Raw genomic sequence first — 13,794 nt, 5'->3', positions numbered from 1 at the left:
GCGCAAGGGAGGGAAGGCCGCATGCACGACACCGGGCAGAACACACCACGCGCGCCACACACACCGCAGGGCCACGACCCGCTGGCGCAGTCACTGTCCGCAGCGGACGACCGCGTGCGCCTGAGCCACTGGCTGCCGCCGCGCCAGGGCATCCTGCCGCACATCCGCATCGGCCAGCGCTGGTACAACACCCTGTGGGCGCTGCCCATCGGCGCCGCGCTGCTGCTGGCCGCCGTGGCCACGGCGCAAAGCCTGCGCGAGCTGCCCACGGTGCAGGCCTTCATCGCACAATACCCGGGCATTGCCCAGGCCGCGCCACGGGTCGAATCGGGCTTTCCGTGGTGGCTGCGGCTGCAGCATTTCTTGAACATGTTCTTCATGCTGTTCATCATCCGGGCGGGCATCCAGATTCTGGCGGACCACCCGCGCCTGTACTGGCGGCGCGACAGCACGCCGGGCACCGAGTGGTTCCGCTTTCAGCACGAGGTGCCCAAAGACCGCATCTGGACGGCCAAGGACGATGCGGTCACGCTACCGCAGTGGCTGGGCATACCGGGGCTGCGCCACACCATCGGCCTGGCACGCTGGTGGCATTTCTCGGTGAACCTGCTGTGGACGCTCAACGGCATCGCCTTCTACGTGCTGCTGTTCGCCACCGACCAGTGGCAGCGCATCGTGCCGCTGACCTGGGAGGTGCTGCCCAACGCCGTGTCCACCGCCATCCAGTACGCCTCGCTCAACTTCCCCGTGGACCAGGGGTGGACGCGCTACAACAGCCTGCAGCAGCTGACCTACTTCATCACCGTGTTCATTGCGGCGCCAGTGTCCATCGCCACCGGCATCCTGCAGGGGCCGGCGTTTTCCAACAGGCTCGGCTGGCTGGGCAGGGTGCTCAACCGGCAGGTGGCGCGCTCCATCCACTTCCTCTCGTTCACCTGGTTCGTGGCCTTCATCGCGGCGCACGGGGTCATGGTGTTCATCACCGGCCTGCGCGAGAACACCAACCACATGTTCGCGGGCGTGCACGATGCCTCCTGGTCGGGCTTCGCGCTGTTCCTGCCCGCCATGGCCATCTTGGTGCTGGCCTGGCTATGGGCCTCACCCTTCACCCTGCGCAATGCCCGGCTGGTGCAGAAGGCCGGGCACTTCATGGTCGGTTGGCTCAAGGGCCTGGCCGAATGGTGGGACCCCCGATCGCAACTGACCGAAGCCGACATCTCGCCTCACTTCTGGCCCAACGGCACGATGCCCGCCTCGCCCGAATACGAGGCCCTGGTGGCCAATGGCTTCCAGGACTACCGGCTGCGCGTGGGCGGCCTGGTGGAGCAGCCCGCCAGCTTCAGCCTCGACGAGCTCAAGGCCATGGAGCGCCAGGAACAGATCACCACGCACTTCTGCATTCAGGGCTGGTCGGGCGTGGCGCAATGGACCGGGGTGCCCGTGCGCCGCATCATGGAGGCGGTCAAGCCCCAGGCCAAGGCACGGTATGCAGTGTTCTATTCGCTGGCGGACGGCGGCGACGGCGGGCGCTACTACGACGTGCACAAGGTCTCGAACATGCACCACCACCTGAGCATCCTGGCCTACGAGATGAACGGCGCCGCCCTGCCCGTGCTGCACGGCGCGCCACTGCGCCTGCGCTGCGAGAACGAACTGGGCTTCAAGATGGTCAAATGGATCGCAGCCATCGAGTTCGTCGAGGACTTCAAGGACCTGGGCGCCGGCCAGGGTGGGTACAACGAGGACCATGAGTTCTTCGGGTACCGCATGCCCATATGAGAATCAGCGCAATGTTTTTTGAGGGAGATCCGAATGCAGCTCAATGAGCAAGAAGAGAAGATGGTTGACTGGTTGCGCAAACAGCACAAAGCCTGGCGCATGAATCGAGCCATCATCTTGGTGGGAGCGTTGTTCATGCTCTACCAAGGAGTGCGGATACTGTGGTCCGGCCAGTCGCAAGATCTGAGCCTCATCTACTTCGCGTTCTCCTTTTACTTTTTCTCCTACACGCTGGGCAGTTGGTCTGGCCGACCAGAGATTTCCCTTCTTCTGCGGCTCATCGAAGAAAAGAAAAAAGACTCGCAACCTTGAGCCGGGGCCAAACAGACCCAAGAGCCACAACGCCTGAAACAGGAAACCGCGCATGCACATCGACTGGAACCATTTCACCCCCTGGGCGGCCCTGGCGGGCGGCCTCATCCTGGGCCTCGCGGCGGCCGCCTTCGTGCTGCTGCACGGGCGCATCCTGGGCATCAGCGGCATCGTGGGCGGGCTGCTGCATCCACAAGGGAGCAAGGGCGGCAAGGACATCGCCTGGCGCGTGGCCTTTGTGCTCGGCCTGCTGGCCGCCCCCCTGCTCTACCGGCTGGTCGTGGGCGTGCGCGAGGTGCGCATCGATGCCGGCTGGGGCATGCTGGTGCTGGCCGGGCTGCTGGTGGGCGTGGGCACGCGGTACGCGTCGGGCTGCACCAGCGGCCATGGCGTGTGCGGGCTGTCGCGCATGTCGCTGCGCTCGCTGGTGGCCACGCTGGCCTTCATGGCAGCGGGCTTCGCCACCGTGTACATCGTCCGCCACGTGCTGGCCTAAAAGCAAAGAAGGGATAGCCCATGCTCAAACGCATTTCTGAATTCGGCATCGGCCTGGTTTTTGGCCTGGGCCTCATCATCTCGGGCATGACCGACCCGGGCAAGGTGCTGGGTTTTCTGGACCTGGCCGGCCCGTGGGACCCCTCGCTCGCACTGGTGATGGGCGGCGCCATCGTGGTCGGCGTGTTCGGCTTCACCCTGGCCAGCCGGCGCCGCACCAGCGTGCTGGGCGAGCCCATGCAGATGCCCACCGCGCGCCAGATCGACCATCGCCTGGTGCTGGGCAGCCTGGCCTTCGGCATCGGCTGGGGCATCGCGGGCTTTTGCCCCGGCCCGGCCATCGTGTCCCTGGGCACGGGCGAGCCCAAGGCCGTGGTGTTTGTGCTGGCCATGCTGGCGGGCATGGGGATCTTCGAGTGGCTGGAGCGGCGCAAGAAAGTGCCTCCCGGCAAGGCCTGAACCGAATGAACCGGCAGGAACTGCATGCGCTGCTGCAGGACACCGCAGGCCTGGTGCCCGAGCCAGTCGACAACCCGGTCGCGCGCAGCTACTTCTTCCAGCGGGTCGAATGGCACCCGCAGCGCAGCACCCGGGTGTTTCGCGTGCTCTTCGACAGCGCGGGGGAACCGGCGCGCATACAGCTTTGCGCGTCGTCGGACAACAACAACACCGTGCTCCTTGCGCAGCCCTTCAGCGCTGAGCAACTGCTCGACCTGGCCCGCCAGGAGGTGGCATTGATCCAGACCCGGCTGGCACGCGAGGCACCCGCGCAGCGGTCTTGAAGCGCCCGCCGTATCAGTTCTTGCCCCACCCGGGCAGCGCCGCCGCCTGCTGGATCCACTGCACCATCTGCGCCTCGTCCAAGCCGCCTTCGTGGATGTTGATCCAGCGCGCATCTTCGCCCGAGCCGCCTTCGGGCGTTGGCTCCAGCGATGCGCCCTTGAAGAAGCTCACCTTGATGAACTTGGCGAACACGTGGTAGCCCAGGAACCAGCCCTGCCCGGCAATGCCGTAGAAGGGTGAGTTCCAGCGCACGGCCTTGGTCACTGCTGGCACATTGGCTTCGACCAGCGCATCGAGCCGGGCGCACAGGCCGCGGCGCCAGTCGTCGGGGATGGCGGCGATATAAGCCTGCACGGGCGCGTCGCCGTCGGCCTTGGCGATCTGGGGGTTGTCGCCCGACAGCAGCACGGGCTTGGCGGCGGGTTGCTTTTTGGCGGCAGGCACCGCCGCTGCCTTTTTGGCGGGCGCTGCAGGCTTGCTGGCCACGGCCGCCGGCTTCTTGGCCGGGGCGGCCACGCTGCGGGTTGGCGCGGGCTTGGCCAGGGCCACCGTCTTGCTTCTCTCGGGGGATGGGGCTTTATTCACGGGCGCCTTGGTGGGCGCTTTGGTCGTTGTCGTGGAAGTCGAAGACTTCGCCGCTGCGGCTGCTCTTGCAGTTGCCTTGCGCGCGGGCGGCTTCGTCTCTGGCTTGCTGGTGGCCATGGCATTCACTCCCTGTGAATGGCAGGTCATTCACCCCTATGGGGGATTGCCTGCCTTTGAAAAAGAGTGCGAAGGTTACCAGCCTTGTGTGAAGTTGTACGACGATTTTGCTTCAAGCAAAGTTGAAAACTGCGCTGATCCCGCGGCCGGGACCAGCGCGGCCCTCAGCCAGCGCCAGCCCCACCCAGGCTGCCTATGCCTGTCAGGCCCAGCCTTCCAGCACCACCTTGCCCCGCGCCTTGCCCGATTCGATGAGGGTATGCGCCTTCTTCAGGTTCTCGGCGTTGATGCTGCCAAAGCGCTCGGCCAGGGTGGTGCGCACCAAGCCGGCATCGACCAGCGCGGCGACTTCGTTGAGCAACCGGTGCTGGCCGACCATGTCGGCCGTGCCGAACAGCGAGCGAGTGAACATCAACTCCCAGTGGATGGAGACGGACTTGCGCTTGAAGGGCATCACGTCCAGCGCCTTGGGGTCGTCGATCAGGCCGAATTTTCCCTGGGGGGCAATGGCCTCGATGATCTGCGCCAGGTGGGCGTCGGTCTGTGTCAGGCTGACCACATAGTCCACCGTGGGGTAACCGATGGCCTTGAGTTCTTCGGCCAGCGGCTGGCTGTGGTCGATGACGTGGTGGGCGCCCAGCTCCTTGACCCATGCCTGGGTTTCGGGGCGTGATGCGGTGCCGATCACCGTGAGGCTGGTCAGGCGCGATGCCAGCTGCACCAGGATGGAGCCGACCCCGCCCGATGCGCCGATCACCAACAGCGTCTTGCCCTCTGGCTTCTTGCCGGGCTGCACCCCCAGGCGGTCGAACAGCATCTCCCACGCGGTGATGGCCGTGAGCGGCAGCGCAGCAGCCTGGGCAAAGTCCAGGCTTTGGGGCGCATGGCCCACGATGCGCTCGTCCACCAGGTGCAGCTCGGCATTGGTGCCGGGGCGGGCGATGGAGCCGGCGTACCACACGCGGTCGCCGGGCTGGAACAGGGTGACGTCGGGGCCCACGGCCCGGACGATGCCGCTCGCGTCCCAGCCCAGCACCTTGTACGGCTGGCCTTCGGCCGGGGCGCCACTGTTGCGCACTTTGGTGTCTACAGGGTTCACGGAGACAGCCTTGACCTCCACCAGCAGGTCGTGGCCCGTGGCCACGGGTTCGGGCAGGCTGATGTCGAGCAGCGACTCGGCGTTGGCGATGGGCTGGGGCTTCTGGTATCCGACGGCTTTCATGGAGAAGATCCTTTCAAAGGAGAGTAAACAACAAAATCGACTTCAAGGGGGGTCAGGCCATGGCCTCGGCAACCGCCTCGTACGGTGCGTAGTCGCTGTAGCCTTGCGCAGCGCCGCCAAACAGCGCTTTGGGGTCGAAGGCGGCCAGCGGCAGGCCATGCGCCAGGCGGCGCGGCAGGTCGGGGTTGGCGATGAAGGGCCGGCCAAAGGCCACCAGGTCGGCAAAGCCATCGCTGAGCACCTGGTTGGCGCGCGCGGCGTCGTATCCGCCGGCCACGATCAGGCGGCCCTGGTAGGCCTGGCGCAGCGCGGTGCGGAACGACAGCGGTATCTGCGGCGCATCGGCCCAGTCCGCCTCCACCAGGTGCAGGTAGGCCAGGCCCGTGGCGTCGAGTTGCCGCGCCAGGTGCAATATGGTGGGAATGATCTCGGGGCAGTCCATGCCGCGCTGGGTGATGAAGGGCGCCAGCCGCATGCCCGTGCGCTCGGCCCCGGCCTCGCTGGCCACGGCGGCGGCGACTTCCAGCGCAAAGCGGGTGCGGCCCTCCAGCGTGGCGCCGGTGTAGGCATCCGTGCGCTGGTTCGACGTGGTGCGCAGGAACTGGTCGATCAGGTAGCCATTGGCGCCGTGGATCTCCACGCCGTCGAAGCCGGCGCGCATGGCATTGGCCGCCGCACGGCGGAAATCGCCGACCACGGCCGCGATGTCGGGCACGCTCAGCGCACGCGGCACCGGGCTGTCGACCATGCGGCCCACGCCGTCATCACCGGCCACCCACACCTGGGCCTGCGGCGCGATGGCCGAGGGCGCCACGGGCAGCCCGTCGGCATGGAAGCTGGCATGCGACATGCGGCCCACATGCCACAGTTGCAGCACGATGCGCCCGCCCTCGGCGTGCACGGCATCGGTCACGCGGCGCCAGCCTTCCACCTGCGCGTCGCTGTAGATGCCGGGTGTGAAGCTGTAGCCCTGGCCCTGGCGCGAGACCTGGCTGGCCTCGGTCACGATCAGGCCGGCACTGGCGCGCTGGGCGTAGTACTGCGCCATCAGCGCATTGGGCACGTCGCCGGGCTGGCTGCTGCGGGCGCGCGTCATGGGTGCCATCACGATGCGGCTGGGCAGGTTCAACGGGCCCAGTTGCAGGGGGCGGAACAAGGGGGACGAAGTGGCGGTCATGCGAGGTGGCTCCAGGTAGGGTCGGCGGGTTCGCCGTTTGCATGCCGCTATAGTCTTCATTTCTTTTTGATTGAAAAACCACCCACGCATTGAAGCCATTTTCAATAAAATATTGAAGATCAACGCCACCGCCCTGCCCTTCCTCCATGAAATCCCTCCAGGATCTGGACATCTTTGTACGCACTGCGGACAACGGCAGCCTCTCGGCCACCGCCCGCGCGCTGGACCTCACGCCCGCCGCCACCAGCGCGGCCTTGAAGCGGCTGGAGGCCGAGCTGGGCGTGCAGCTCTTCGTGCGCTCCACGCGCAGCCTGCGGCTCACGCAGCAGGGCGAGCTGTTCCTGGAGCAGTGCCGCCCCGCGCTGGCCGCGCTGCAGCAGGCCAGCCAGCAGCTGGCCGCGGGCGAGCAGGCGCTGCGCGGCGTGCTGCAGCTGTCGGCCCCGTCGGACCTGGGGCGCAATGTGCTGCTGCCCTGGCTGCACGAGTTCCAGGAGCTGCACCCCGGGGTAGACATCCGCCTGCAGCTGTCGGACCGCGTGGCCAATGTCTACAGCGACCCGGTGGACGCCGCCTTTCGCTATGGCAAGCCACCCGATTCAGGCCTGGTCGCCCTGCCCCTGGCGCCCGGCGTGCGCCGCGTGCTGTGCGCATCGCCCGCCTACATCGCCCGGCACGGCGCACCCGCCACGCCACACGAGCTCACGGGGCACGACTGCCTGTGCTTCATGCTCGGCGACGAGGTGCACGACCGCTGGCGCTTTGCGCCCCCGGGCGAGGGGCCTGAGGTGACGGTGCGCGTGCGCAGCGTCAACGTATCCAACGACGGCGACGCCGTGCGCCGCTGGGCCCTGCTGGGCAAGGGCATTGCCTACAAGGCGGGGCTGGACGTGGCGGCCGACCTGGCCGCGGGCCGGCTGCAGGCCCTGTGCCCGGGCTGGGCGACCGAGCCCACGCCGCTGTTCCTGGTGGTGCCCAGCCGGCGCCAGCTCACACCGCTGGTGCGGGTGCTCAGGGATTTCGTGGCGCAAAGGACGGCGGCAATGCCGGCACCGGAGCCTGCCTGAGCCCACCCGTTCAGCCGGCCGGGCCCATCAGCGGGCTCCACAGGCTGGGGGTGTGCTCGCGGTCGCGCATCCAGCCGGGCACGTCCGCCGCGGGCATGGGGGGCGCGACGTGGAAGCCCTGCACCAGGTCGCAGCCCTGCGCGCTCAGCACCCGCATCTGCGCCGGTGTTTCCACGCCCTCGGCCACGACCTCCATGCCCAGCCCGTGCGCGAGCTGGATGACGGCCTGCACCACGTGGCGGGCCTGCTCGCTGCTGGCCAGGTCGGTGACGAAGCTGCGGTCGATCTTGAGCTGCTGCGCCGGAATGTGGCGCAGGTGCGCCAGCGACGAGTAGCCGGTGCCGAAGTCGTCGATGGACAGGCGCACGCCCAGGGCGCCGATGCGTTCGAGCGTGGCGCGCTCCTGCACCGAGTGCTCCATCATGGTCGATTCGGTGATCTCGCACTCCAGCTGCGAAGGCCGCAGCCGGTGCGCCGCCAGAGCCTGGCCGATGCGCTCCACCAGGTCGGGCTGGCGCAGCTGGTGGGGCGACAGGTTGACGGAGATGCGGCAGCGCAGCCCCTGGGCCTGCCATTGCGCCAGCTGGGCGCAGGCCGTGTCGATCACCCAGTGGCCGATGGCACCGATGAGGCCATAGCGCTCGGCCAGCGGAATGAAGATCTCGGGGCTGACCTGGCCGAACTGCGCATGCTCCCAGCGCAGCAGGGCCTCCAGGCCCTGCACGCGGCCCAGGGTGCAATCCACCTTGGGCTGGTAGTGCAGCACCAGGTCGCCGCGCTCCAGCGACTCGCGCAGGGCCTGGCGCATCAGCACCTCTTCGGTGCCCTCGTCGGACATGGATTTCTCGTACAGCACGCAGCAACTGCCGCCGGCGCGCTTGGCCTCGTACATGGCCGCATCGGCACAGGCCAGCAGGCGGTCGCCCGAGGGCTCCTGCCGGGGGTGCAACACCACGCCGATGGAGCACGACAGCGACACCCGGTGCCGGCCCACGGCATACGGGCGCCGCAGCGCCTCGATGATGCGGCTGCCCAGGCGCATGGAATCCTCGCCCGCCGTGGGCGATTCGATCAGCGCCACGAACTCGTCCCCGCCCAGCCGGGCCAGCAGCTCGACGCCCCGCACCACGGACTGCAGGCGCCGCGCCACCTCCTTGAGCACGGCGTCGCCCGCGGCATGGCCGAAGCTGTCGTTGATGGGCTTGAAACCATCGAGATCGATGAACATCACGCCCAGCTCGGCAGGCCGGTCCGCGCCCGTGGCCGCGCCCTGCGCGGCAATGCGCCGCAGGGCCAGGTCCAGGCGCTCGTTGAACAGGGCGCGGTTGGGCAGGCCGCACAGCGGGTCTTCAAAGGCCTGGCGCTGCAGTTGGTCGTTGGCGCGGCGCAGGTCGGCATTGGCCTGGCGCAGCGAGTCGGCCAGATCGGAGATGCGGCGCTCTGCATCCCTGCGCGCGGTGACGTCGCGCGACAGGGCGATGAAGGTGGGGCCCTCCTGCCCATCCGCCCCGTCCGGCCCATCCTGCAGGCCGTCGGCCATCTTGCGCGCCACCGACAGTTCGAACCAGCGCTCGCCATCGGGCAGGTGCAGGCGGTAGGTGCGCGGCCGGGCATGGCCCAGTGTGCGCGCCTCGGCAATGGCCGCCATGGCCAGCTCGCTCAGCTTGGGCGACAGGGCTTCGCTCACCGTGCGCCCCACCAGCGCGCGGTGGGGCGTGGCCAGCTCTTCGCTGGCTGGCGCATTGCACTGGATGAAGCGGCCCTGGGCATCGAGTTCGAACAGCAGGTCGGGCAGCGCGTCCAGGATGGCGGCGTTGCGCGCCTGCGCGCGCTGCAGGTCGCGCTGGATGCCGAAGTTCTTGAGCAGGTGCCGCAGCCGGTGGCCCAGGATGGGCCAGTTCACCGGCTTGGAGATGAAGTCCGTGGCGCCGGCGGCATAGGCGTTCTCGACCGAGGCCACGTCGTCATTGCCCGTGACCAGGACAATGGGCACGAACGGGCCGGCCTCGCCGCGCAGGATGCGGCACAGCTCGTAGCCGTTGAGGCCGGGCATTTCCACGTCCAGCAGCACCAGCGAGCAGGCCGCCTGGCGGAACGCGAGCAGCGCCGAGGTTCCGTCCTCGGCCAGCACGGGCTCGAACCCGAGCTTGCGCACGGCGGCCCGCAGCATGGCGCGCATGCCGGGGTCGTCGTCGGCGATCAGCACCCGAACGGCGGCGGCAGCCCCCTGCCCGGGCGGCTGCGCGATCAGCGGTGCCAGGGCCACGGCGCTCATGGGTGCGCCTCCAGCACGGCGTGCAGGGCGGCCGCGGTGCGGCGACGGGTATCGTGCATGCGCGCCAGCCCCTGGCGCACCCCATGGGCATCGTCGGCGAGCGCATGGCGCTCCACACTGCGCATGCCTTCGGCCATCTCCAGCGCGCCAGCATGGGCGGCCGAGGACTTGAGGCCGTGGGCAATGCGCGCTGCCTGGGCCAGCCGGCCATCGGCCAGCGCCTGCTCCATGGCGGCCAGGCCCTGCGCAGCGGCGTCGAGGAAGCCCGTCACCACCTCGCGCAGCAGCCCGGTGCCGCCATGCTCGTCCAGGTACAGCAGGGTCTCGACCGCGCGCGCGTCGATGGCAGCATGGCCGTCGGCGGGCACTACGGGCGCCTCGGGGAGCGCCTGCGGCAACACCTGGAGCCAGGGCGCCAGTGCCGCGGCCAGCGTGTCGATGCCATAGGGCTTGGCGATGAAGCCATCCATCCCGCTGGCACGGCAGCGCGCGGCGTCGTCGGCGCCGGCATTGGCCGTGAGCGCGATGATGGGCAGGCCGGCGCCGCGGCCATCCGGCAGGCCGCGAATCGCCCGGCTGGCGGCATAGCCGTCCAGCACGGGCATCTGGCAGTCCATGAGCACGGCGTCGAAATCGTGCTGGCGCACCTGCTCGATGGCCTGCGCGCCGTCGTGCGCCTCGCGCCAGGCCAGGCCCAGCTTGCGCAGCATGCCCGCCGCCACGGCACGGTTGACCGCATGGTCCTCCACCAGCAGCACCGTGCCTTGCAGCCGCGGCACCGGGGTGGCAACCGCGCCCGTTGCTGTTGCTGCTGCAGCAGCAGCGCCCTGCTCCGGCCCTTGCGCTGCGGCACGGGCGGGCACGGTGCCGGCCAGGGGCAGCTCCAGTTGCACCGTGAAGCGCGCCCCCGCGCCCGGCTGGCTGCGCACCGCGATGTCGCCGCCCATGGCGCGCGCCAGGTCGCGGCAGATCGCCAGCCCCAGGCCCGAGCCGCCATAGCGGCGCGTGGTCGATCCGTCGGCCTGGGCAAAGCGCTCGAAGATGCGCTCCTGCGCCTCGGCCGGTATGCCGATGCCCGAGTCCTGCACCACGATGTCCACCTGGGCGCGCCCGGCCACCTGCGCCGGCGCCACCCACACCTGCACATTCACGCTGCCCTGTTCCGTGAACTTGATCGCGTTGCCGATGAGGTTGGCCACGATCTGGCGCAGGCGCAGCGCGTCGCCCACCAGCTGGCACTCGGGCATCTGCCACTTCACCTGCGCCTGCAGGTTGAGGCCCTTGGCCAGTGCGGGCTGCACGAACATGGCCTGCGCCTCGCCGATCTCGCGCCGCAGGTCGAACTCGGCCTGCTCCAGCTGCAGTTGCCCGGCCTCGATCCGGGAGACGTCCAGCACGTCGTCGATCAGCGCCAGCAGGTGCCGGCCCGAGGCCTGCACCGCGCCGGCCCACTCGCGCTGCTCGCGGCTCAGCCCGCTACCGAGCAGCAGCTCGTTCATGCCCAGCACGCCGTTGAGCGGCGTGCGGATCTCGTGGCTGATGGTGGCCAGGAACTCGCTCTTGACCAGGGCCAGTTGCTCGGCGGCCAGGCGCGCGCGCTCCAGCGCCCACTGGGCCGCGTAGTCCTTGCGCACGATGAACTCGCGCCACCAGCCCACGCCCACCGCCAGCAGGAACAGCGTGACCACATGGTAAGACCAGTAGGCCACCTCGGCCGGCGAATGGCCGGGGTGCCACCACAGCGTGGCGCAGAAGGCCCCCAGGATGGCCAGGCCCGCCATCAGCGCCCAGCGGAACTGCAGGCCCAGCACGATGAAGCAATAGAACTCCAGGAAGGTGAAGTTCAGGATGCCGACCCAGGAGTTCAGTCCCTCGCCGCCGGCCGCATCGATGCGCAGCAGTATCCAGAACAGGCACAGTGACACCGCCACGATGAAACCGGCCAGCACGGGCTGCCAGTGCCGGCGCGCCTGTGGCGCAAAGGTGTACGCCAGCCCGGCCAGCAGGATGGGCACGGCCACCTGCAGCCGTAGCGCATTGACCGCTACCGCGGGGTAGGCGATCCAGTCCACCAGGAAATCGCCCAGCACCAGCACCAGGCCCAGCAGCAGCGCGCCCTGGGCGTAGCGGTGGTAGAACGAGAGGTAGTGCGCGCCGAATGCGTGTTCGACCTCTGCCGGCTCAAAGCGCAGCAGCACCCGCAGACGCAGCGTGGGCGCAGCGTCCTCAGGGGTGCGGGGGGTGCCGCTGGTGGTGCCCATGGACAAAGGGTCGAAAACGGGTGGAAACGGGCGGTTTGGGAATATCCTATAACGAATTGTTACCTTTGCGCAGCCGCAATTGCCGATGGCCCCTCAGGCCAGTCGGCCGTCGGTGGGGCGGCCGGGCGGGGGCCCAACTGTCGCCCTCAGCGCAGTTTTTCGGCAATGGCCCGCAAAGCGCCTGCGGCGTGCCCGCGCGACATCACATCGCCCCGCGCCGGCGCATGGATGGCCACCACCGCTTCGAGCCCCCGGTGCACCCAGACCGTCTGCCCGCCAAAGCCGCTGGCGTAGACCTCGCCCCCGCCCGGCGCGGCCGGGTTCACCCACCAGAGCCAGCCATAGGGCGCGCCCACCGGCGGGCCGCCCGCGCTCTGCACGCTGGTGGCTGCGCGCAGGTAGTCGGCCGGCACCAGTTGCACCCCACCCCAGGCACCGCCACGCTGCACCAGTTCCCCCAGCCTGGCCATATCGGCCGTGCGCAGATGCAGCCCCTGCGAGCCGAAGTGGTAACTGTTCGCACCCGCCGCCCATTCAAAGGCCGTGATGCCCAGCGGCCCGAACAACACGCTGCGCGCAAAGTCGGCCACCGGCATCTTCACGGCCGCGGCCAGAACAATGGCGAGCAGGTTGGCGTCAAGGTTGTCGTAGGAAAACGCCGTGCCCGGCGGCGATTTGACAGGCCGCGCCATGAGGTAGCGCGCATCGTCCGTACGGCCCCGGGGCGCCCGCACCGCCTCGAACCCGCTGGCCATGGTGAGCAGGTGCCGCACACGCAGGCCAGGCTGTGCCACCGGTTCATCGGGCTTGAGCACCCCGGCCAGTAACTCAGCCACCGGCTGGTCCACCGAAGCGATGGCGCCGCGCGCGATGGCAATGCCCACCAGCAAAGACAGCACGGACTTGGTGACCGACTGCGTATCGCGCAGGTCGGCCGGCCCCGCGCCGCTCTTGTAGTAGGCCAGCAGCGTGCGCCCCGCCTGCTGCACCACCACGGCATCCAGGTCGCCAAAGCGCTGGCGCAGGTCTGCGGACAGAGCAGCGAGGCGCGAGTCGGTGGCCTGCACCGCAGAGCCATCCTGCGCCTGGGCGTGCGCCCCCAGGCCCAAGGTAGCAAGAGCCAGGAGGATGCGGCGGCGGGTGGTGGTGTCCTTCATGGTGGCCATGCTACGCTGGGCATCCTTAACGCAGGCCAAGGGCCGGCACGGCCCGCGCGATGCCGATGCGCCGGAGTCGTCCACCGAGACGTCTTCGGCCGCATGCCATCAATCACTGCCCCGCGCGTGCCATCCGGGCAGTGGCCGCCACTTGCGCGAGCACTGAAGCCACGAACGGAAACCACATGGCTCCCCACCCCCCGCTCCCTCCGGTCAGGGCCAGCATGAGAAAAATGGAAGACAACAAGCCCACCGCAACGGCCGCCACAAAGAGGCGCGTGCCTCCTTCAGGTGCCACAGTCGAAGCCACCGCCAGGCCCACCCATAGCCTGGCAGCCAGCACCAGCCAAACCAATGGAAGCGCGATGACAAAGGCACCGCTGCCCGAGCCGGCACGCACCATCATGAAAACAGCGAATCCGGCATAGAGCGCGGCCTCAAACACTGCAACAAATGCGGCATGCTTGAACATGGAAGCGACGCAGCGTATGTGGGACCGATGAAGACGACAGAAAAATGTAGCAGGCCATGCCCCTCGGGTAGTGCACTGTCCGCAAGATCCCGACC

The 13,794-nt window shown here is 68.7% G+C and carries 13 protein-coding genes; 6 read left to right on the top strand and 7 right to left on the bottom strand.

Annotated elements, in window-relative coordinates; genetic code table 11:
- The first annotated feature begins 21 nt into the window (after positions 1-21).
- The 5 genes from AC3WOH_RS20335 to AC3WOH_RS20315 are packed head-to-tail and all read left to right on the top strand — an operon-like array spanning position 22 to position 3,368.
- Positions 22-1,779: a molybdopterin-dependent oxidoreductase gene (locus AC3WOH_RS20335; protein WP_492231141.1), complete on the top strand. Its 1,758-nt coding sequence runs from the start codon at positions 22-24 to the stop codon at positions 1,777-1,779.
- 33 nt (positions 1,780-1,812) lie between these two features.
- Positions 1,813-2,091: a hypothetical protein gene (locus AC3WOH_RS20330; protein WP_492231140.1), complete on the top strand. Its 279-nt coding sequence runs from the start codon at positions 1,813-1,815 to the stop codon at positions 2,089-2,091.
- Positions 2,092-2,143: 52 nt separating this feature from the next.
- Positions 2,144-2,587 (top strand): YeeE/YedE family protein, encoded by a 444-nt coding sequence (locus AC3WOH_RS20325; RefSeq protein ID WP_492231139.1) that lies wholly within the window; start codon positions 2,144-2,146, stop codon positions 2,585-2,587.
- Between the two features lie 20 nt (positions 2,588-2,607).
- On the top strand, positions 2,608-3,045 hold the full coding sequence (locus tag AC3WOH_RS20320; protein WP_492231138.1) for a DUF6691 family protein: 438 nt from the start codon (positions 2,608-2,610) through the stop codon (positions 3,043-3,045).
- Between the two features lie 5 nt (positions 3,046-3,050).
- On the top strand, positions 3,051-3,368 hold the full coding sequence (locus AC3WOH_RS20315) for a hypothetical protein (protein ID WP_492231137.1): 318 nt from the start codon (positions 3,051-3,053) through the stop codon (positions 3,366-3,368).
- Positions 3,369-3,381: 13 nt separating this feature from the next.
- Here AC3WOH_RS20315 and AC3WOH_RS20310 read toward each other — a convergent pair whose 3' ends face one another.
- From AC3WOH_RS20310 to AC3WOH_RS20300, 3 genes are all read right to left on the bottom strand, one after another.
- Positions 3,382-3,954, bottom strand: a complete 573-nt coding sequence (locus AC3WOH_RS20310; RefSeq protein WP_492231136.1) for a DUF1801 domain-containing protein — start codon at positions 3,952-3,954, stop codon at positions 3,382-3,384.
- Positions 3,955-4,273: 319 nt separating this feature from the next.
- The gene (locus AC3WOH_RS20305) at positions 4,274-5,293 is read right to left on the bottom strand and encodes a zinc-binding alcohol dehydrogenase family protein (protein WP_492231135.1); all 1,020 of its coding nucleotides are present in this window, start codon (positions 5,291-5,293) and stop codon (positions 4,274-4,276) included.
- Positions 5,294-5,345: 52 nt separating this feature from the next.
- Complete coding sequence (locus AC3WOH_RS20300; protein ID WP_492231134.1) at positions 5,346-6,470, bottom strand: alkene reductase; 1,125 nt, start codon at positions 6,468-6,470, stop codon at positions 5,346-5,348.
- 146 nt (positions 6,471-6,616) lie between these two features.
- Here AC3WOH_RS20300 and AC3WOH_RS20295 point away from each other — a divergent pair, with 146 nt between their 5' ends.
- Positions 6,617-7,534 (top strand): LysR family transcriptional regulator, encoded by a 918-nt coding sequence (locus AC3WOH_RS20295; RefSeq protein WP_492231133.1) that lies wholly within the window; start codon positions 6,617-6,619, stop codon positions 7,532-7,534.
- Between the two features lie 10 nt (positions 7,535-7,544).
- Here the strand turns inward: AC3WOH_RS20295 and AC3WOH_RS20290 are convergent, their stop codons facing one another.
- From AC3WOH_RS20290 to AC3WOH_RS20275, 4 genes are all read right to left on the bottom strand, one after another.
- Positions 7,545-9,809, bottom strand: a complete 2,265-nt coding sequence (locus tag AC3WOH_RS20290) for an EAL domain-containing response regulator (RefSeq protein ID WP_492231132.1) — start codon at positions 9,807-9,809, stop codon at positions 7,545-7,547.
- On the bottom strand, positions 9,806-12,070 hold the full coding sequence (locus tag AC3WOH_RS20285; protein ID WP_492231131.1) for an ATP-binding protein: 2,265 nt from the start codon (positions 12,068-12,070) through the stop codon (positions 9,806-9,808). The genes AC3WOH_RS20290 and AC3WOH_RS20285 overlap by 4 nt, the downstream gene beginning before the upstream one ends.
- Before the next feature lie 146 nt (positions 12,071-12,216).
- The gene (locus AC3WOH_RS20280) at positions 12,217-13,236 is read right to left on the bottom strand and encodes a serine hydrolase domain-containing protein (protein WP_492231130.1); all 1,020 of its coding nucleotides are present in this window, start codon (positions 13,234-13,236) and stop codon (positions 12,217-12,219) included.
- Positions 13,237-13,339: 103 nt separating this feature from the next.
- Positions 13,340-13,699: a hypothetical protein gene (locus tag AC3WOH_RS20275; protein ID WP_492231129.1), complete on the bottom strand. Its 360-nt coding sequence runs from the start codon at positions 13,697-13,699 to the stop codon at positions 13,340-13,342.
- Positions 13,700-13,794: the final 95 nt, after the last annotated feature.

Source organism: Acidovorax sp. FW305-C-20-28, assembly GCF_058783375.1.
This window is presented reverse-complemented; position numbering and strand designations above follow the sequence as displayed.

Coding starts and splice junctions, on each gene's coding strand:
- AC3WOH_RS20335 (WP_492231141.1), top strand. CDS start 22: ATGCACGACACCGGGCAGAACACACCACGCGCGCCACACACACCGCAG.
- AC3WOH_RS20300 (WP_492231134.1), bottom strand. CDS start 6,470: ATGACCGCCACTTCGTCCCCCTTGTTCCGCCCCCTGCAACTGGGCCCG.
- AC3WOH_RS20330 (WP_492231140.1), top strand. CDS start 1,813: ATGCAGCTCAATGAGCAAGAAGAGAAGATGGTTGACTGGTTGCGCAAA.
- AC3WOH_RS20275 (WP_492231129.1), bottom strand. CDS start 13,699: ATGTTCAAGCATGCCGCATTTGTTGCAGTGTTTGAGGCCGCGCTCTAT.
- AC3WOH_RS20290 (WP_492231132.1), bottom strand. CDS start 9,809: ATGAGCGCCGTGGCCCTGGCACCGCTGATCGCGCAGCCGCCCGGGCAG.
- AC3WOH_RS20295 (WP_492231133.1), top strand. CDS start 6,617: ATGAAATCCCTCCAGGATCTGGACATCTTTGTACGCACTGCGGACAAC.
- AC3WOH_RS20320 (WP_492231138.1), top strand. CDS start 2,608: ATGCTCAAACGCATTTCTGAATTCGGCATCGGCCTGGTTTTTGGCCTG.
- AC3WOH_RS20285 (WP_492231131.1), bottom strand. CDS start 12,070: ATGGGCACCACCAGCGGCACCCCCCGCACCCCTGAGGACGCTGCGCCC.
- AC3WOH_RS20315 (WP_492231137.1), top strand. CDS start 3,051: ATGAACCGGCAGGAACTGCATGCGCTGCTGCAGGACACCGCAGGCCTG.
- AC3WOH_RS20305 (WP_492231135.1), bottom strand. CDS start 5,293: ATGAAAGCCGTCGGATACCAGAAGCCCCAGCCCATCGCCAACGCCGAG.
- AC3WOH_RS20280 (WP_492231130.1), bottom strand. CDS start 13,236: ATGGCCACCATGAAGGACACCACCACCCGCCGCCGCATCCTCCTGGCT.
- AC3WOH_RS20325 (WP_492231139.1), top strand. CDS start 2,144: ATGCACATCGACTGGAACCATTTCACCCCCTGGGCGGCCCTGGCGGGC.